Genomic DNA, 19,950 nt, shown 5'->3' with positions numbered 1-19,950 from the left:
CCCGCATCACCCTGGTAATCGGTTTCTCGAAATCTAGACCCGCACCCGCACTGTGGTCAAGTGAAATTTTGAATCGTTACATAACTGGACTGGTAATACCCCAATGCCGCACACTGAAAGGTGGAAAGCGCTTGCTGGAACCCTGCGGGCGGCTCGAGCTGGCGCCCGGACGGGCAGGACGGAGAACCAATGGGAACGGCAACGGAAGCCGCCGGCAACGACGCCGGAACCACCACCAGGCTTGCGGCGAAGGTAGCCCTGGTGGGCGTGCACGGCTTTGGCACCCATCACCTGCAGAACCTGGAACGCCTGCAGGCGGCAGGCGTCGTCGAACTGGTGGCAGTTGCCGACCCGCAGCCGCCGGAACCCGGTGCCTTGCCGCCGTCGGCCGCCGTCCACCCCGGGCTCGACGAGCTCCTCCAGGCAACCCCGGACCTTGACCTGGTCATCGTGGCCACCCCGATCCAGACGCATGCCCCGCTGGCGCTGGCTGCCCTCGCCACGGACGCGGAACTGTATCTGGAAAAACCTCCCGTCGCGTCCCTTGCCGATTTCAACCGGCTGTGCGCTGCGGCGGCGGAGTCGGGCCGGGGAGTCCAGATCGGCTTCCAGAGCCTCGGCTCGCACGCCTTGGCGGCCATCGACGTACTGCTCGCCGCCGGAACCATCGGAACATTGGAGGGCATCTCGGCCACCGGCCGGTGGGTCCGGGACCGGGCTTACTACAAACGCTCCCGCTGGGCCGGGAAGCGCAGCATCAACGGAGTTGACGTGGTGGACGGCGTGGCCACCAATCCGCTGGCCCACGCCGTTGCAACCGCCCTTCGGATTGCCGGGGCCCGCACCACCGCGGACGTGGCGTCCGTGGAGACCGAACTGTACCGGGCCAACAAGATCGAATCGGATGACACCTCCGTGATCCGGATCCACACCACGTCGGGCCTGCCCATCACCTGCGCCCTGACCATCTGCGCGTCCGAATCCGTCGAGCCATATGTGACCCTCCAGGGCTCGGCCGGGACCGCCGTGTTCCACTACACCGAGGACCGGCTCAGCATTGAGACCGGCGCCGGACGCCGGGAGGAAACGTACGGCCGGGACGACCTGACGGAGAATCTCCTGGCGCACCGCGCCACCGCCGCCCCGCTCACCAGCAGCCTGCTGGACAGCGGGGCCTTCATGCTGGTGCTGGAAGCCATCCGGACGGCGCCGCTCCCCGCGCCCATCGATCCCGCCCACGTCCGGTGGGAGGGCGACGGCGACTCAGCCCACGCCGTGGTGATCGGCATCGAGGACGCGCTGGAGCGTGCGGGCCGGCAGCATGCCACCTTCAGCGAGCTGGGGCTCCCCTGGGCCGTCTCCGCCCCGGCCACCTTCGATCTTCCGGCCTGCTGATGAACGGCCAGGAATCCGGCGGGCAACTCCACGCAGTTAACCTCCTGACGGAGGGAGTGTCCGCCTGCCTGACCGCCTCGCCGGCCCCCGGCTTCAGCTGGCAGCTGGGCCAGGACGACGACGACGATCCCGCCCTGGCGCGGCAGACCGGCTATGAGCTTGAAGTCCGGGACGCCCGGGGCACGGTGGTGTGGGATTCGGGGCCGGTGGCTTCGGCGTCCCAGCGCGGCGTTCCCTATCGCGGTCCCGCGCTGGCAGACGATGCCGACTTCGCCTGGCGCCTGCGCATCCGTGATGCTGCCGGCAACCCGGGCCCGTGGTCTTCACCGCAGGCCTTCAGCACCGGCCTCACGGATGCCTCCTGGCAGGCCACCTGGATCAGCCGGGCGCCGGGCGGACGCGCCCCGATGGAAATCCACAACCACGCCCTGCGGGTGGCCGGCTCCCCCTTCCTGCCTGTTCCGTGCCCCGCACTCCGCAGCATCCGGATCGAGGCCCGGCTCCGGCCCGTGATGGGGAGTGCCGGCATCATCCTGCGAAGCGGCGGACCCGGAACCGGCCTGCTGCTCGAGCTGGGCCCGGCCGGAGAATTGGTCCTGCGCCGCACCCCGGACTGGGAAATCCCCTCCCCCGCCACCCCGGATTCCGAAGTCCTGGGCACCGCCGCACCCGCCGGCGGCCGGCAACCGGGCCCCGGATCATGGCAGGACCTGGACATCAGCGATGACGGGCAAACCATCCGGGTGGCGCTGGACGGGACGGAACTGCTGGTGGTTGAAGAACCGGCCTCCCCGGACGGCGGCGGAATGACCGCCTTGCACCAGGGGCCCCGGAGCCAGGCGGAGTACGCCCGGCTCCGCGTCACCGGAACGGTTCCCGGCCGGTCCGGGGACGTCCTGCTGGACCACCACTTTGATACCGGGGAGGAAATCGCCCTCGCGTGCCTGGCCCAATGGGACCGCACCACCGCGCACCGGCAGCCGGATGAGTGGACGCTGTTCCGGAACACCGTGGTGCTGGACGGGACCGTCCGGCGGGCCAGGCTCTTCGTGGCTGCACACCACCACGCGCAGGTTTCGGTGGCCGGCACGCCCTGCCTCAGCACCACGTCATTCGGCTATCCCGGCGAGGGGTATTACGACGCCGCCGACGTCACCGGGGTCCTGGCCGAACATCCGGCCGGCACGCCCGTGCCTGTGACGGCCCTGCTCCACTGGTACGGTCCGGGCCAAGGCCGCGCCGCGGGCGTCCCCGGCCTCCTGGTCCGGCTGAGCGTCGATTACGACGACGGACGGCGGGATGTTCTCACCTCGGGCCCGGGGTGGTGTGCCGGCGAGGCGCCGTACCGGCAGTCGGGCTACCGCAACGACGAGGGCGACCCCGTGGAGCACCTGGACGGCCAGGCCGCGGCGTCCCTGGACATCACCGAAGACCTTCCGGCCGCCATCAACGGCGGCCGCCACCCGTCGTCGGACTTCCCCCGGCTGCACGCCCGCCGGACGATCCTTGGCGGGGAGTTCGTGGCACCGCGGCAGTTCCTTGCCGCGGAGGATGGCACCATGGTGGCGGATTTCGGCCGCGTCATCCCGGCCAGGCCCGAGGTGGACTTCCTGGCCGGCATCCCGGGGCGCACCGTCATGCTCCGTGCCGGCTACGTCCTCCGCCCGGACGGACGGGTGGACGCCGGGAAGACGGCCAGCCAGAACACGGACATGTCCTTCCCGTACACCCAAACCGCCGGGCCCCAGCAGTTCCGGGCCTCGGTGCACCTGGGCTTCCGCTACCTGGAGCTGCCGGGCGTCGAGGCGGCGGACGTGTCCCGCGTCGGCGCCGTTACCGTCTACGGCCGCCACCCCGGCGAGGGCAGCTTCAGCAGCTCCGACCCGGCCCTGGATGCCGTGGTCGGGCTGCTGCGCGATTCTGCGCTCTACGGCGTCCAGGAGCAGTTCGTGGACACCCCCACCCGGGAAAAAGGCCAGTTCCTGGCCGACGCCGCGAACATTTCCTACGCCACCATGGCGCTCTTCGGCGAACACGCCTACACAGCGCAGGCGCTGCGGGAGTTCGCCTGGTCAGCCTGCCGCTACTGGAGCGCCGGGGCGGATAAAGGCCGGTACAACGCCGTCTATCCCAACGGCGACGGCAAGCGTGACATCCCCGATTTCTCCCTGATGCTGCCGGAGTGGGCGGAGGAGTACCACCTGCGGACCGGAGACTTGGCCCTGGTCCGCGAACTGCTCCCCCACCTGTGCGCCACGGCTGACTACGCGCTGGGCTACATTCCGGCGGAAGGCCCGACGGCGGGACTGGTCACCAGGCTGGGCGGCGGCTCCGGCCCCTACCTCCACGGCATCGTGGACTGGCCCGCGCCCGGCCGGTTCGGCTACGACATGGACTGCGCGGCCAAGACCACCGTCAACGCCCAGGCCTACTCGGCACTGGTGTCAACGGCACGGCTCTGCAACGCCGCCGGCGACCAGGACGCAGCCATCCACTACTCCACCGCCGCCCGTTCACTGGCCGGCGCCATCCGCACCCGGTTGCGCGTGGGCGGGGTGATGGTGGACGGCCTCCATGAGGACGGGACACCCAGTTCGCACGCTTCCCAGCACGCCACGTCCTTCCCCCTGTCCCTGGGCATCACCGATCCCGGCCACGCGGAAACCGATGCCGCCCGGATCGCCGGAATGGGCATGCGTCAAGGCCCCATGACGGTCCACCGGCTGGTCCGCGCACTGATAAGCCAGGGCCGTACGGGCGCCGTCCTTGACCTCCTCACCGCGAAGGACCAGCCCGGCTGGGCGCGCCTCCTGGACCGCGGCGCCACCTTCACCTGGGAAGCCTGGGACCTGGCCGAGGGCACCGACTACAGCCAGTCGCACGCCTGGTCCGCGTCCGTGCTCAAGGAGATCCTCGAGCACCTGCTCGGCATCCGGTACGCGGTGCCGGGCGGTACCGGGGTGGTGATCGAGCCGCCGTTGTGCCGGCTGGAGCATGCCCGCGGCAGTATCCCAGTGGACAACGGCTACGTGCACGCGAGTTGGCGCAGGCAGGGTGGTTCGGTGGAGCTGGAGTGCACGGTCCCGCCGGGTACCACGGCCACCGTCCGGCTGCCCGCCGGCACGTACGGGGTCAAGGGGCCCACTGCGGATGACGCCGTCGTACTTTCCGCCCCGGTGGGCGCCGACGACGGCGCCACCAGGGACTTCCGTGTGCACACCGGCACCTGGACGTTTACGCCCCGCTGGTCTGCGTCGGGCGCCGGGTACGCCGCCCGTGCCGCCAGAGCAGGAGGCCGATGACCAGGGCTGACGGTGTTGAACAGGCCGAAGCCTTCCACGCCGTTGTGCCAGACCCGTTCGGCGAACGCGGCCAGGACCACCGGACCGTTCATCCCAAAGGCATTGGCGGCGAACGCTCGGCCTGGAACGTGTGTAGTGAGCTGGCTAACACTGCGTCTGAAACGATACAATAACTGCATTCGCGTCTTCCAAGAAAACGCTTACCCGTTCCCGGGCACGCCCTCAGTTGACAAAGGAGTCCCATGACACAGCAGGAAAGCACAGGCCCGTCCAGCGTTTGGAGCAACGTTGCGGGCATCGCGTTCGGCGGCGACTACAACCCGGAGCAGTGGCCTGCGAGCGTCCGGCAGGAGGATCTGGACCTCATGCAGGAGGCGGGAGTGAATTTCCTCAGCATGGGGATCTTTTCCTGGGCCCTGCTGGAACCGGCCGAGGGACGCTACGAGTTTGGCTGGCTGGATGAGGTCATGGACAACCTCGCCGGGATCGGCGTGAAAGTGGCCCTGGCCACCGCCACTGCGGCGCCGCCCGCCTGGCTGGTCCGCAAGCATCCGGAAATCCTGCCGGTGACGGCTGACGGGACCGTGCTGGGACCGGGCTCACGGCGGCACTACACGCCGTCGTCGGCTGTCTACCGCCGGTACGCTGCCGGGATCACGCGTGTACTCGCCGAACGGTACAAGGACCACCCCGCGCTGGCGCTGTGGCACGTGGACAACGAACTGGGCTGCCATGTCTCGGAGTTCTACGGGGAGGAGGACGCCGCCGCCTTCCGCGCCTGGCTCGAACGCCGGTACGGGAGCATCGATGCCCTGAACGCCTCCTGGGGCACGGCATTCTGGTCCCAGAACTACGGCTCCTTTGATGAGATCCTGCCGCCCGCCGTCGCCCCGTCCACCCTGAATCCTGGTCAGCAGCTGGACTTCCAACGGTTCAACTCGTGGGTCCTGATGGACTACTACCGCGAGCTGGTGGCGGTCCTGCGCGCAGTCACTCCGGGTGTCCCCTGCACCACCAACCTGATGGCCTCAAGTGCCACCAAGTCCATGGATTACTTCAGCTGGGCCAAGGACCTGGACGTCATCGCCAACGACCACTACCTCGTGGCTGCGGACCCGGAACGGCACGTCGAACTCGCGTTCAGCGCGGACCTCACGCGGGGCATTGCGGGCGGTGACCCGTGGATCCTGATGGAACATTCGACGTCGGCCGTCAACTGGCAGCCGCGCAACCAGCCCAAGATGCCCGGCGAGATGCTGCGCAATTCACTGGCCCACGTGGCCCGCGGGGCCGATGCCGTGATGTTCTTCCAGTGGCGGCAAAGCTTTGCGGGGTCGGAGAAGTTCCATTCCGCCATGGTGCCGCACGGCGGACGGGACACGCGGGTGTGGCATGAGGTGGTGGAGCTCGGCGCGGCCCTGAAACGCCTCGAACCCGTGCGTGGTTCGCGGGTCCAGTCGCGGGCCGCCATTGTCTTTGACTATGAGGCGTGGTGGGCCAGTGAAATCGATTCCAAGCCCAGCATCGATGTGAAGTACCTGGACCTCCTCAGGGCGTTCCACCGGTCCCTCGTGCTGCGCGGAGTCTCCGTGGATATGGTGCATCCGTCAGCTTCGCTGGAGGGCTACGACCTGGTGCTGGTGTGCACGCTGTACGCCGTGTCCGATGACTCCGCCGCCAATATCGCTGCTGCCGCTACAGCCGGTGCAACTGTTCTGGTCAGCTACTTCAGCGGGATCGTGGATGGGCAGGACCACATACGGCTGGGCGGCTACCCGGGTGCGTTCCGCGAACTCCTGGGCGCGCGGGTAGAGGAGTTCCACCCGCTGCTGGCCGGGGTCCAACTCAAACTGAGCGACGGGACCACCTCGTCCATCTGGAGCGAGCATGTCCACCTGGCCGGCGCCGAGACAGTGCAGGCGTTTACCGAGTACCCGCTTGACGGCGTCCCTTCCCTGACCCGCCGGGCTGTTGGATCCGGAGCGGCCTGGTACCTGGCCACCTTCCCGGATGCGGACGGGATTGAGGCGGTTGTGGACAAGCTGCTGGCCGAGTCCGGGGTCTCCCCCGTTGCCGCGGCCGATCGCGGCGTGGAACTGACGCGGCGCCTGTCCGCCGATGGGCGGAGCTTCCTGTTCGCGATCAACCACACGCGTTCGGACGCCGCCGTCTCAGCCGCCGGCATGGACCTGCTGACCGGCGGGCCGTTCCCCGGCATGGTTCCGGCGGGCGGCGTCGCGGTGGTGGCGGAGAGCTAAACACAAGCCGAAAGGAACGGCCGACGGCGGCGCCTCCTTGGGTGCGGCCTGGTCGCCGGGGCAGACAGGCCGGCCGGGCAAGGCGGCTCAGGTGCAGCACCACTGCCCGACCCGTTTGCGCCACCCCCATGGAGTACGCGAACCGTTGTCCACATAGGGCTCTTGGGCGGGTTTGGATGTCACACCCTGGTGGAAGACTTTGGGTATGAAAGCGGTTGTGGGGGCAGCGGTGTTGGGAGCTGGGGCGGAGCATGCGGCGGCGTGTGCTGTTCTGCCCGCCGCCACCTCGGTTGCTGATGTGGTGGCGTTGCTTCGCTCCGTCCCGCTGGCTTCCGACGGCGCGGGGCTGATTGACCAGTTGCGGGGGCTGGAGGACCTGAAATCACTCGCGGCTGCGCGGCAGGCCGGGATTGCTGTCGCTTTTGATCTGTCGCAGCGGCGGGAGCAGGCCGCTGCCGGGGTCCCGGTGGCTGAACAGGGCACCGGGGTCGCGGCGCAGATCGCGTTGGCACGGCGGGAGTCCCCCGCCAAGGGGTCCCGGCTGCTGGGCCTGGCTAAAACCCTGGCCGGGATGCCGCGCACGTTCGCCGCGTTCCGGGACGGCCGGTTGAATGAGTGGCGGGTAACGCTGATCGTCAAGGAAACCATCTGCCTCACCCCCGAGGACCGGGCGGGGGTGATGAGGAACTCGCCGCGGACGCCGGCGCCCTGGACGGTATGGGAGACAAGGCCATCACGGCCGCGGTCCGGGCCGCGGCGTACCGGCGCGACCCCGCCGCAACCGCCCGCCGGGCGAGCCGTGCCGTGTCGGAGCGGTGCGTGAGCCTGCGCCCGGCACCGGACACCATGACGTACCTGACCGCGCTGCTGCCCGTCGCCCAGGGCGTCGCCGCCTACACGGCCCTGACCCGTGACGCGGACACCGCCCGGGCCGCCGGGGATGACCGGTCCCGCGGGCAGGTCATGGCCGACACTCTCGTCGAACGCCTCACCGGCACCCCTGGCGGGATCAGCGGGATCGAAATCCAGCTCGTCATGACCGACCGCACCCTCCTCCACGCCGACGCCGAACCCGCACGGCTCCCCGGCTACGGTATTGTCCCCGCAGCCTGGGCAAGGGAACTCGCCCTCACCCAAAAGAGCAAGGCCGGAAAGAGCGACGCCGGTAAAGGTGCAGCCGGCACCCAAGAACTCAATGTCTTCCTCCGCCGCCTCCACACGACCCCCGGCACCGTCGAACTGGTGGCCATGGACTCCACGGCACGGTTCTTCCCACCCAACCTGAAACGCTTCCTGCAAATCCGGGACAACACCTGCCGCACCCCGTACTGCGACGCCCCCATCCGCCACCACGACCACATCCTTGGCTGGGCGGACGGCGGCCACACGAGCGCCGCCAACGGCCAAGGCCTCTGCGAAGCCTGCAACCACACCAAAGAAAACCCAGGCTGGACCGCCCAACCCCTCACCCGGCCCGGGCAACGCCACACCATCACAACCACCACCCCCACCGGCCACACCTACCGCTCCACCGCACCACCACTCCCCGGCACAAGAACGGTGAACCGGCCCATGGCGCAGCCCTGCCCTCCTGCACGCCCGCTTTCCGTCCAGGTGCTGGGGCGGATCCGGCCTGCTGAACACGATGGACCGCCGGCCAGTCCGGAACGACTTCACAGGGCGCTTCCACCCACGTCAAGGGCGCGCGCTGTTCCATTGAACGCGGATGCGCCTTAAACAGCTCCGCCCCGGGAGGAACCCTTGGTTCCCGCCGGGGCGGAGCTGCCACCCGCCGTCGGACATCTGGAGTGGGGAGTTATCCACCCATACTGTCCGGAGCCGTGTTGGCGAGGTGAAGAATCAGTTGCTGATGGCCGACTTCATCTCGTCGGTGGCCTTCTTGCCCGCGTCGGCCGGGGACAGGCGGTCAAACAAGACTTCCGATGTGTACCGCTTGATGATTTCCTGGATCGCTCCTGCACCCTTCGGCGGCGGCGCCGGGGCTTCGCCGAGTTCGCCCTTGATCTGGTCGATGAAGTTGACCACCTTGACGTCGGCCGGGGTCAGCTTGGGCTGTATGGCTGCCCGGACATCCGAGTTCGGGTAGACACCACGGTCCGCCAGGAGCGCTTCGCCGGCCTTGACGTTGTTGGTCAGGAAGTTAATGAACTTGGCCGTTTCCTGCGGGTGCTTGGTCCGCGAGGAAGCAGACCAGAACTGCGAGGCCTTGTACCAAAGCTCCGCGTCGGCCGCCGAGCCCGTCTTGGTGGGGAACCGCAGGATCTTCAGGTCTCCGCCACTCGCCTTTTCCAGGGCCGGGGCTTGGTTGGACCACCAGAACGCCATGGCATTCTTGCCGGTCGCCAGTCCGCTCTGGTCAAGGGGAGCAGCCTCAGCCTCAACCACCTCGGACGCGGAGGGCACCGCCTTCTTCTGGCTCAGCTCCTTGAGGAACGCCCACCATTCAGCGATGTCACTGGACTCAAAGCCCAGCTTGCCGTCGGACGTATACAGGGACTTGCCGTCCTGCCGGAGCCAGACCCCCAGGGAGGCCTCGTCCGTTCCATAGGCTGCCGCACCATAAGTACCCTTCGGCGACTTGGCGGTAATCTCGGCCGCGATCCGGCCAAAGTCGTCCCACGTCCATTTGGTGTCATCCGGCAGCGGAACGCCCGCTGCCTGGAAAACGGCGGGATTGGCCAGGATGGTTGCGGCGTTGATGCCAGCCGCGATACCCGTCAGGCCCTTCTGGCTCTTGCCGGCATTCAGGGCTGCCTCATCCAGCTTGGAAGTGTCGATATCGTACTTGGACAGATCCAGGAGCGCGCCACGGCTGGAGTACTCCGTAATGTACTTCTCGTCCATTTGGATGATGTCCGGGGCGTCGTTGGCGGCCACCTGGGTGGCCAGCTTGTCCCAATAGCCACTCCAGTCGCCGAACTCCGGCTTGATCTTGATTTTGGGGTTTTCGGCTTCGAACTGCTTGATGGCTTCCTGCGTCAGCTGGGCGCGCTTGTCGCCGCCCCACCAGGAGAAGCGAAGCTCCACGGTTCCGTCAGCATTTTGCGGAGCAGCTCCCCCGCCGCAGGCACTGAGGGCCATGACGGCGGCGACTGCGGCTGCAACCGCACCGGCTTTGCGGGTTCGGCGCGATGCGCGTGAAGGTGGTGCCCCTGCCGGCTGCTTGGCAGCCGATGCAGGACGGGGAAATAGCGGCACTGTGTAACTCCGATCTTCTTTGATCCAGGTGCGGTGATGTTGGGGTTGGCACGTGGCGTTGCCCTCGAGGTTTCGAAGACCGCCTCCGTACCGCGAAAGCGCTTTCTGTATCTGATACTACAAGTTGGGTACTTGTATTACAAGATGTGCCACGAATTTACCCGACCCCGGACGCACGAACGGCCCGTCGCGTGCGACGGGCCGTTCGAAGGGTGGTGCTGGAGGATGCGTCGTGCTCGGTGAGGGGCAGCCCCGGTTACCGGTAGTGCTCGGGCGGCACCTGCTGCTACTTGATGCCGGTGGTGGCGATGCCCTTGATGAGGAACCGCTGGCCGAACAGGAAGACCAGGAAGACGGGCAGCAGGGACACGATCGACATCGCGAAGAGCGAACCCCAACTGGTGGCGGACTGCGAGTCGACGAAGGCGCGCAGTGCAACCGGAACGGTGAACATGTCCGGGTCCGTGAGGTATATCAGGGCTCCGAAGAAGTCATTCCAGGTCCAGATGAACGTAAAGATCGTGGTGGTGGCCAGGGCCGGCACCATCAGGGGCAGGATCACGCGCAGGAAGATGCGCGGATGGCCGGCTCCATCGATCCTGGCGGCCTCATCAAGCTCCTTGGGGATGCCGCGGATGAACTGCACCATGAGGAAGACGAAGAACGCATCCGTGGCGAGCAGCTTGGGGACGATCAGCGGCCAGAAGGTGTTCACCCAGCCGATCTGCGAGAACAGGATGTACTGCGGGACGATGACGACATGGAAGGGCAGCATGATGGTCAGCAGCATGATGCCGAAGAACAGCTTCTTGGCGGTGAACTGCAGCCGGGCGAAGGCGTAGGCGGCCATCGAGCAGGAAACCAGGTTGCCCAGGATTGAACCGATCACCACGATGGCGGAGTTGATCATGTAGTGGCCGAACGGGTGCGTCAGGGCCGACCATCCGGAGGTGTAGTTGCTCATTTCCAGGCTGTTCAGCCACAGGCCCGGTTCACGGAAGATCAGGTCATTGGGCCGCAGCGATGAAACCACCATCCACAGGAGCGGATAGATCATCAGCCCGCCGGCCAGGATCAGGATGCCGTGCTTCATCAGCGCTTTACCGCGCTGGGCCCTGCTGAAGGCCAGCGTTCCCCGGGATTCGCGGACCCTGGACTTGCGGTTCGTAGGCTTGCCGGCGCCCCCGGACTTCTTCTCCGGGGTGGGCAGCGTCTCAAGCTTAGTCGTCATAGAAAACCCAATACTTAGAAGCGATGAAGTTAATGGCGGTGAAGACGCCGATGATGAGCAGCAGCACCCACGCCATGGCTGAGGCGTAGCCCATGTCAAACTGGCCGAAGCCCTTTTGGTAGAGGTACAGCGTGAAGAACATCGTGGAGTCGGAAGGTCCGCCGTTGCCGCCGGAGACGATGAACGCCTGGGTGAAGGACTGGAACGAACCGATAATCTGCAGCACCAGGTTGAAGAAGATGATCGGGCTCAGCATCGGCAAGGTGATCCGCCAGAACTGCTGGAGCGTGGTGGCACCGTCCACCCTGGCTGCCTCGTAGTACATGTTGGGGATCTGCCGCAGGCCCGCAAGGAAGATGATCATCGGGGCGCCGAAGGTCCAGACGTGCAGCAGGATGATGGATCCCAGGGCCGTGCTGGGATCCGAGATCCAGCCCGGACCCTGGATGCCGAACATGGCCAGGACCTGGTTTACCAGGCCGGTGGTGCCGAAGATCTGCTTCCACAAGATGGCGACGGCGACCGAACCGCCCAGCAACGACGGCAAGTAGAACACCGAACGGTAGAACGGGAGGCCGCGGAGCCCCTTATCCAGGACGAGCGCGATCAGCAGTGCCACAGCGAGCTGCAGTGGAACACCGACCAGGACGTACGTAAACGTGACCCGCAACGAGTTGTGCAGCCGGGCATCGCTGAGCATCCGGGTGAAGTTATCCAGCCCCGTCCACTCAGGCGGCTGGAGCAGGTTGTAATCCGTAAAGGACAAGTACAGGGACATCAACATGGGACCGATGGTGATGGCCACCAGGCCCACCAGCCACGGCAACAGGAAGATATAGGCGGCCTTGTTATCCCGCCTGTTGGCCTTCTTCTCCTCGGCGGTGGCTTTACCCTTCCGCCGGCTCAACGAAGACAGTTCGCTAATGGCGCTCACGGTTGCTGCTCCGTCACGGACAGCAGGCGCGCTGCGGCCGGCAACTGGGCCGGACGAGGCGTCCTGGGGATGTGCTTTGCGGCCATGTGGTCTCCTTTGGTCATCGTGGCCTCCACGTTTCGGTCATCGCCTGGCGATGGGGGGATCACGCACTCCCTTCGCAGGCCCGCTCCACGCCTGTCAGGGCTGGAGCGCTTCCGCCGCCGGGAGCGTCGTTTTAGAAAGCGGCTCCGTACCAAAGTAAACGGTTTCTTGACTCCTGTACAGCCCTTTGTTAGTTTTTGAGAAAACGTTTTCTGTTACGCATATCAGGGGCGCACAGTCACAAAAAATGAGGGGCACGACAATGAAGTTTGGTCTCAGGAAATCCGTTATGGGAATCACCGGTGCCGCCGCCGCACTGGCCATGGTTCTGACCGGCTGCGGCAACAGCCCGCAGGCCGGAAAAGTAGGGACGTCGGAGGATCCCGTCACCATACGGTTCGCTTGGTGGGGCAACGACTCCAGGGCAAAGACCACCATGGAGGTCATCAAAGCCTTCGAAGCCGCCAACCCCACCATCAAGGTCCAGGGCGAGAACACGGAATTCAGCTCCTATTGGGACAAGATGGCCACCCAGATCGCCGGCGGAACCACCCCGGATGTGATCGCCATGAGCGGCGCCTACCCCAGCGAATACGCCAGCCGCGGCGTCCTCCTGGACCTGGACAAGGTTAAGGAGCAGATCGACACCTCAAAGTTTGCCGAAGGGACCGTTGACCTGGGCAAGATCAACGGCAAGCAGTACACCATCACTGCCGGCGTCAACTCCATGTCCATGGTCCTGGACCCCAAGGTCTTCGAGGCCGCCGGCGTACCGCTGCCGGACGACGAAACCTGGACGTGGGACGACTACGCACGGATCGCCGCGGAACTCACCAAAAAGTCGCCGGCCGGCACCTTCGGCACCACCCCTATGGCCAACGACTCCTTCCTCGCCGTCTGGGCGCGGCAGAACGGCCAGGAGCTCTACACGGACGACGGCAAGAAAATGGGCATCAGCGAGGACACGCTCGCCAAGTGGTTTGAGCTCAACAAGAACCTGATGGAAACATGAGGCGCCCCATCCGCCTCCCAGACCGTCGAGGACGGCTCCGCCCAGCCCGAGATGACACTGATGGGCCAGGGAAAGCAAGGAATGAAGATTTCCTGGAGCAACCAGATGACGTCCTACTCCGGCGCCCCGCTGGTCATGATGAAACTCCCCGGCGAAAGCAAGACGCCGGGGGCGTGGCTGCGGTCCTCGATGGAATACGCCATCTCGTCCAAATCATCCCAGCCCAAGGAAGCGGCCCTGTTCATCAACTACCTGGTCAACAACATGGACGCGGCCAGCAAGATCAAGAGTGACCGCGGCATGCCCGCCAACACCGAGCTCAAGGCGGGAATCACTCCCTTGCTGAAGGAAACCCAGCAGAAGGAAGCCACCTACCTGGACCGGATTGCGGCCATGAAGATCCCGGCGCCCAAGCCTTTCCCGGCAGGATCATCGGCAACTATGGAAGTTTTGAACCGTTACAACACGGATGTACTCTTCGGAAAGATCTCGCCGCGGGATGCCGCCAAAGGCATGATTTCAGAAGTCAACCAAAACCTCGCCTGACCCCGCGGCGGACAGATTCACAGGCGACAACCAACGAAAGGAGGCAGGCACATGACCAAGACAGCACGGCCCAGCGCCATCGCCGGCTACGACGACTGGCCTGCCTATGTCCGGGCCCACCCCCGCCACCTGGCGTCCACCGCCGCGGCGCAGGAGCTATCGGACGCTTTGGGCGTCCCCGGTGCGCCCGCGCCTTTGGAAATAAGGGTGCACTGGGAGGAAACGTACGACGACGCCACCACCACCGAGCTGAGCTGGCAGTTGGGCTTCGGGCCGCGCACCAGGGGCTGGCTGGTCCGTCCGGCCGGACGTCCCGGGCGACTGCCAGGCGTACTGGCCCTGCACTGCCACGGCGGAAACAAGTTCGGCGGCGCGGACCGGCTGGTGGATCTCCCGGCAACCCACCCGTCGGCTGCTGCCGCCCGCGCCGGGCACTATGACGGCCGGGCACTGGCCACCGGGATCGCCCGCCAAGGATTCGCTGTCCTGGCCCACGATGCCTTTGCCTGGGGAAGCCGCAGGTTTGACCTTTCCACCCCGCCGTGGCGGACCGCTGCGGCCGCCGACGCGCGGCAGGCACAATGGCGGGCGAACGGCGTCGTGCCTTCCGACGCGGAGGAATACAACGCCGCTGCCGGCTTCCACGAGGACACCGTGGCCAAGGCGGCAGGGCTGCTCGGCACCAGCCTGGCCGGCATGGTGGCCCACGACGACCTCGCCGCGCTCGACGTCCTGGCCGCGCTGCCCGGCGTGGATGCAGGCAATTTGGGGTGCATCGGCTTCTCCGGCGGGGGCGGCCGCTCCCTGACGCTCGCCGCCCTGAGCCCGCGCATCCGGGCAGCCGTGGTCACCTGCATGATGACCACCTTCGAATCCCTCTTCCCCGCCTACCTCGACGCGCACTCGTGGCTGCTGCAAACCCCGGGGCTCTGGCGCCTGGGCGATTGGCCCGAGCTCACCGCACGTTCGGAGGCCGCCCGGTTCCTGGTGCAGTACGCCCTGGCGGATGAGCTCTTCCCGGAGGATGGGATGCGCCAGGCCCACCGCTTGCTCGAATCCCTGCACAGCGGCACGGACAGGTACGCAGGAAGCTTCTGGCCCGGCGGGCACGTCTTCACGGCGGCCATGCAGGACGAGGCCCTCGAATTCCTGGCTGAAACGCTGACCAACTGACCCCCTACCGGCAACACCCCCAAGGACCCACGTGACTATTCAGCAAGCCGCCTCCACGGAACCCGGGCGCGAGAACACGCCCCAACCTCCGGCCGCCATCCCCCGCATTGCCTTGGTGGGCGTGCACGGCTTCGGCGAGCGGCACCTTGCCAACCTGGCCCGGCTCGAACAGGCCGGTGCCCTGGAACTGGTGGCCGTGGCCGATCCCAACCCGCCGCAGCCGGGCACGCTCGCGGACACCGTGGCGGTGTTCCCCGACCTGGACGGCCTGCTCGCTGCGCAGCCGGGTGCTGACGTCGTCATTCTTGCCACTCCCATCCAGACCCATGCCCCGCTGGCCATCGCGGCACTGCAAGCCGGGATGAACGTCTATGTCGAAAAGCCGCCGGTGGCATCGCTGGCGCAGTTCGAGCAGGTCCTGGCCGCGGCCCGGGAGCACGGCCGCCTGGTCCAGGTGGGCTTCCAAAGCCTGGGCTCCCAAGCCCTGCCCGCCATCCGGGACCTGGTGGATGCAGGTGAAATCGGCACCGTCCTGGGGCTCAGCGCCACCGGCCAATGGCTGCGGACCAAGGCGTACTTCAACCGCTCGCGCTGGGCCGGGAAGCGCAGCCTCGACGGCACGGACGTGGTGGACGGGGTGGCCACGAATGCCCTCGCCCACGCCGTTGCCACCGGATTGCACCTGGCCGGCGCTCATACCCTCGCGGACGTCGTCTCGGTGGAAACGGATCTGTACCGTGCCAACGACACCGAGAGCGACGACACCTCCATTCTTCGGGTCCGCACCGCAGGCGGAAACACGCTGCTCTGCACCCTCACTCTCTGTGCCCCCGAACAGCTCAACCCCGCCGTCACCGTGCACGGAACCCTGGGCGAGATCACCCTCTCCTACACGGAGGACGAGGTTGTCATCACCACCCCGGCCGGCGAGCGCCGCGAGTCCTTCGGCCGGACGGACCTGCTTGAAAACCTGCTGGACGCCCGTGCCAACGGGACGCAGCTGCTGTGCGCGCTGGAGGACACCGGAGCATTCACCACCGTCCTCGAAGCCATCCGTACAGCGCCGGCACCTGCCTCGATCGATGACGAATTCATTACCTGGCAAGGCGAGGGCGACGACGCCCACCCCGTGGTGCAGGGCATCTCCAGCTTGATGGAGCGCGCCGTTAAAGCACAGGCAACATTCGCCGAACTCGGTGTCCCCTGGGCCCGTCCCCTGCCCCCGGTCCGGACGCTGACCGTCGGAGGCCGCCCGGTGGCGGATTACCAGGACGGCAGCCATATCCGGGCAGTGTCCTCCCCGCGCCCCTACCTGCACCCGGTACGCACCCTGAACGGCACCGTGGTGACGGACCACCAGCCCCTGGACCACGTATGGCACCTCGGTGCCGGCGTGGCCCTGCAGGATGTGGACGGGGTGAACTTCTGGGGCGGCCGCACCTACACCAGGGAAGCCGGCAAGTACGTTTGGCGCCCGGACCACGGCAGCATCGCCAGCACCGGCACCGCATCTTTCCAGGCCGACGCCGGCGCGGGCCGGCCCGGCGTCCTGCGGGAGACGCTGGGCTGGAACGGGCCGGACGGCTCCCCCGTGCTCCTTGAGGAACGCACCTGGACGTGGGCCGGCGTCGCGCCCTCCACCTGGCGGCTGACCCTGGACTTTGCGCTGTCACCTGCCGGGAACACGCCCGTCAGCCTGGGCAGCCCGGGCTCCAACGGCCGGTTCGAGGGTGGCTACGGCGGCTTCTTCTGGCGGCTGCCCGAATGCGTGGACGCGGCCGTCTGGACACCGGCCGGCGCCGGGGAGTCGCAGACGCACGGCAGCGTCACGCCGTGGCTCGCCTGGTCGGGAACGTTCGACGGCGCCCCGGCCACCCTGGTGTTCGTGGCATCCGGGGACTCCTCGGATCCATGGTTTGTCCGGGTGGATGGCTACCCGGGCGTGGGCCAGTCGCTGGCGTGGGATACGCCTGTCATCGCGGAGACCGGGAACCCGGTGCGGCGGCACATCACCGTTTTTGTGGCCGACGGACTCCTGGCCACAGCCGACATCGAAACACTGCTCAACCAGCAGGGGGACCCGTCATGACCCAGACAGCAGCCGCAGCCGTTCCCCACCAGGAGGCGCGCCTGGCTCCCGGATCACCGGCAGACCGGGCTATCAAGCGCCGCCGCGTCCTGGAGATCCTGGACGCCGCCGGGCGCGATTCGCTGCTCCTCACCACCAACACAGCCCTGACCTGGTACCTGGACGGCAGCCGGGTCCACATCAGCCTGGCCGGCGACCCCATCGCTGCCCTGCTGGTTGCCCGGGACGGCGACCACCTGGTGACGTTTAACAACGAAGCCGGCAGGATCGCGGCCGAGGAGCTTCCGCTGGGGGTCAACCTGCACACCGTTCCCTGGTACGCGAACCTGCACCAGGCAGCGGCCGCCGTCGGCAATGACGCCCTGCCGCCGCTGTCCGAAGCAGAGGTGGCCGCCGAACTGCGCGCCGCCCGCCAGCAGCTGCTTCCGGCGGAGAGTGCACGCTATGCCCTGCTCAGCGCCGAACTGGCCGGCATCATGACCGATGTCCTGTCCGGCGCCCGCCCGGACACCACCGAATTCGGGCTGGTCTCGGCGCTGGCTGGCCGGGTGGTGGGCGCCGGCGCGGAGCCCCTCGTGCTCCTGTGCAACGGCAACTCCCGCAGCACGTTCCGGCACCCCTTGGCCACCCACGCGCCCCTGGGCCGGCGGGCCATGGCGGTGGTTTGCGCCCGCCGCGACGGCCTGGTTGCCAACATCACCCGCTGGATAAGGTTCGACGCCGGCACGCCGGGAGAGCGCGACGCTGAGGCCCGCATCGCGGCAGTGGAGGCGGACATTTTCGATGCCACGGTTCCCGGCACCCGGCTGGACCGCATCTTCACCGAGATCCAGGCCGCCTACGTCCGGCATGGTTTCGGCGCGGACCAGTGGGAACAGCATCACCAGGGCGGGCCGGCCGGTTACGCGGGGCGCGATCCCCGCGTCACCTCAAGCGTCACGGATACGGTGGTGCTGGACCAGGCATTCACCTGGAACCCCTCCGGGCCCGGCGTCAAGATCGAGGACACGGTCCAGCTCACGGAATCCGGGCTTCGTGTCCTCACTGTGGACCCGCGCTGGCCGGCGGCCGCGGTGAACGGGCTGGAACGCCCGCTGACGCTGCAGCTCTGATTCGACGCCCGCTCACATACTGCTGAAAAACACGAAACGCCCGCTCACTTATGGCCGTATTGGCGGCCGTAAGTGAGCGGGCGTTTCGATTAAAGCGGCGTTATGTGAGCGGGCGTTGTTACGGAAGCCGCAGCTCCCCATCGACACGGCGCGGGATGCCCAGCGGATTGTCCTCGCGCAGTGCCGGGTGCAGGACCGTTTCCGGGGCGTCCTGGTAGGCCACGGGGCGCTGGAAGCGGCGCACCGCCGTCGCCCCCACCGAGGTAAACAGCGAGGTGGTGGCCGGGTACGGGCCGCCGTGCTGCTGGGCCCAGTTCACGGCGACGCCCGTGGGCCAGCCATCGAACAGGACGCGGCCGGCCAGGCCGGAAAGCTGCTCCACCAGCGCCGCGATGTCCTCACCCGGCACGGCGTGCACGGTAGCCGTCAGGCTGCCGGGAACCTCGGCCAGGACAGCCGACAGTTCCTGCTGGTCCGTGTATTCGATGAGGATGGTGGTGGGCCCAAAGCACTCCTCCAGCAGCTGCTCCGGCCGCTCCAGGACCTTGGCCGCGGTGGTGGCGAACACCACCGGAGCCGCCCCGTTGGCGGCCGCATCCTGGTCCACGGTGCCGCCCACTACCTCCACGCCCTCCACGGCGGCGAAGCTGCGCAGCCCGTCCGGGTAGGCCTCGGCGATGCGGCTGGTCAGCATGCCCGCAGCAGGCTTGTCCTTGCTGGCCTCCGCTGCCTCGGCCGCGAAGGAAGTTCCGGCCGGAATGAACACCAGGCCGGGCTTGGTGCAGAACTGGCCGGCGCCCAGCGTGAAGGATCCGGCCAGGCCGGCTGCCAGTTCTGCCGGGCGCGCCTGGAGTGCAGCCGCCGTGATGACCACGGGGTTGAGGCTGCCCAGCTCTCCGTAGAACGGGATGGGTTCGGGCCGCGACGTGGCGAGGTCGAAGAGGGCACGGCCGCCGGGGATGGAACCGGTGAAGCCAACTGCCTTGATGGCCGGGTCCTGCACCAGCGCCGTTCCCACCTCGCGGCCGCTGACCAGGGCGAACAATCCGTCCGGAGCACCGGCGCCGCGCAGGGCGCCAGCCACGATCTCCGCGGTCCGCTCGGACAGCCGCAGGTGCCCTGAGTGGGCCTTGACGATCACGGAGCAGCCGACGGCGAGGGCCGAGGCCGTGTCACCGCCGGCCACGGAGAAGGCGAACGGGAAGTTCGACGCCGAGAAGACCGCCACCGGACCGATGGGCCGCAGGATGCGGCGAAGGTCGGGCTTGGGCGGCGCGGCGGCGGGGTCCGCGTGGTCGATGATGGCTTCAAGGTAGGAGCCCTCGGTGATGACAGTGGCGAAAAGGCGCAGCTGGCCGGTGGTGCGGGCTACCTCGCCGGTCAGCCGGGGAACCCCCAGGCTGGTCTCGGCATCGGCGATTTCCACCAGTTCGGCCGCGTTGGCGTCCAGGGCGTCCGCCACCGCGTGAAGCCAGGCGGCGCGTTCGGCATCGGTGGCCGCGGCGGCGGTCCTGGCGGCTTCCGTGGCGGCAGCGGTGAGCTCGGACAGGGAAAGGGTTGCAGTTCTCACGTCAGGTACCTGTTCTGTGGATGTG

The 19,950-nt window shown here is 67.4% G+C and carries 12 protein-coding genes and 1 pseudogene; 9 read left to right on the top strand and 4 right to left on the bottom strand.

Going from position 1 to position 19,950, the window contains the following annotated elements; translation table 11 throughout:
• Positions 1–189: 189 nt before the first annotated feature.
• From AB4Y79_RS00390 to AB4Y79_RS00375, 4 genes and pseudogenes are all read left to right on the top strand, one after another.
• Complete coding sequence (locus tag AB4Y79_RS00390) at positions 190–1,395, top strand: Gfo/Idh/MocA family protein (protein WP_441857666.1); 1,206 nt, start codon at positions 190–192, stop codon at positions 1,393–1,395.
• On the top strand, positions 1,395–4,697 hold the full coding sequence (locus tag AB4Y79_RS00385) for a family 78 glycoside hydrolase catalytic domain (RefSeq protein ID WP_441857664.1): 3,303 nt from the start codon (positions 1,395–1,397) through the stop codon (positions 4,695–4,697). Before AB4Y79_RS00390 ends, AB4Y79_RS00385 begins: the two co-directional genes overlap by 1 nt.
• Before the next feature lie 242 nt (positions 4,698–4,939).
• Entirely contained in the window at positions 4,940–6,955 is a 2,016-nt protein-coding gene (locus AB4Y79_RS00380; RefSeq protein ID WP_441857662.1) for a beta-galactosidase, read from the top strand.
• Positions 6,956–7,160: 205 nt separating this feature from the next.
• A pseudogene (locus tag AB4Y79_RS00375) lies at positions 7,161–8,512 on the top strand (HNH endonuclease); the annotation flags it as partial.
• 303 nt (positions 8,513–8,815) lie between these two features.
• Here the strand turns inward: AB4Y79_RS00375 and AB4Y79_RS00370 are convergent.
• From AB4Y79_RS00370 to AB4Y79_RS00360, 3 genes are all read right to left on the bottom strand, one after another.
• Positions 8,816–10,174, bottom strand: a complete 1,359-nt coding sequence (locus AB4Y79_RS00370) for an ABC transporter substrate-binding protein (protein WP_441857660.1) — start codon at positions 10,172–10,174, stop codon at positions 8,816–8,818.
• A 286-nt stretch (positions 10,175–10,460) separates the two neighbouring features.
• Positions 10,461–11,405: a carbohydrate ABC transporter permease gene (locus AB4Y79_RS00365; protein WP_441857658.1), complete on the bottom strand. Its 945-nt coding sequence runs from the start codon at positions 11,403–11,405 to the stop codon at positions 10,461–10,463.
• Complete coding sequence (locus tag AB4Y79_RS00360) at positions 11,395–12,339, bottom strand: carbohydrate ABC transporter permease (RefSeq protein ID WP_308929888.1); 945 nt, start codon at positions 12,337–12,339, stop codon at positions 11,395–11,397. The genes AB4Y79_RS00365 and AB4Y79_RS00360 overlap by 11 nt, the downstream gene beginning before the upstream one ends.
• Positions 12,340–12,712: 373 nt before the next feature.
• Here AB4Y79_RS00360 and AB4Y79_RS00355 point away from each other — a divergent pair, with 373 nt between their 5' ends.
• From AB4Y79_RS00355 to AB4Y79_RS00335, 5 genes are all read left to right on the top strand, one after another.
• Complete coding sequence (locus AB4Y79_RS00355) at positions 12,713–13,435, top strand: ABC transporter substrate-binding protein (protein ID WP_441857656.1); 723 nt, start codon at positions 12,713–12,715, stop codon at positions 13,433–13,435.
• An 81-nt stretch (positions 13,436–13,516) separates the two neighbouring features.
• The gene (locus AB4Y79_RS00350) at positions 13,517–13,981 is read left to right on the top strand and encodes a hypothetical protein (protein WP_441857654.1); all 465 of its coding nucleotides are present in this window, start codon (positions 13,517–13,519) and stop codon (positions 13,979–13,981) included.
• Between the two features lie 51 nt (positions 13,982–14,032).
• On the top strand, positions 14,033–15,154 hold the full coding sequence (locus AB4Y79_RS00345) for an acetylesterase (protein WP_441857652.1): 1,122 nt from the start codon (positions 14,033–14,035) through the stop codon (positions 15,152–15,154).
• A 31-nt stretch (positions 15,155–15,185) separates the two neighbouring features.
• On the top strand, positions 15,186–17,243 hold the full coding sequence (locus AB4Y79_RS00340) for a DUF6807 family protein (protein WP_441857650.1): 2,058 nt from the start codon (positions 15,186–15,188) through the stop codon (positions 17,241–17,243).
• The gene (locus AB4Y79_RS00335; protein WP_441857648.1) at positions 17,240–18,355 is read left to right on the top strand and encodes a M24 family metallopeptidase; all 1,116 of its coding nucleotides are present in this window, start codon (positions 17,240–17,242) and stop codon (positions 18,353–18,355) included. The genes AB4Y79_RS00340 and AB4Y79_RS00335 overlap by 4 nt, the downstream gene beginning before the upstream one ends.
• A 118-nt stretch (positions 18,356–18,473) precedes the next feature.
• On the opposite strand, the gene AB4Y79_RS00330 is transcribed toward AB4Y79_RS00335, so the two are convergent.
• Positions 18,474–19,925: an aldehyde dehydrogenase (NADP(+)) gene (locus tag AB4Y79_RS00330; protein ID WP_441857646.1), complete on the bottom strand. Its 1,452-nt coding sequence runs from the start codon at positions 19,923–19,925 to the stop codon at positions 18,474–18,476.
• Positions 19,926–19,950: the final 25 nt, after the last annotated feature.

The sequence above is a fragment of the Pseudarthrobacter sp. YAF2 genome, assembly GCF_052113345.1.
Lineage (GTDB): Bacteria > Actinomycetota > Actinomycetes > Actinomycetales > Micrococcaceae > Arthrobacter.
This window is presented reverse-complemented; position numbering and strand designations above follow the sequence as displayed.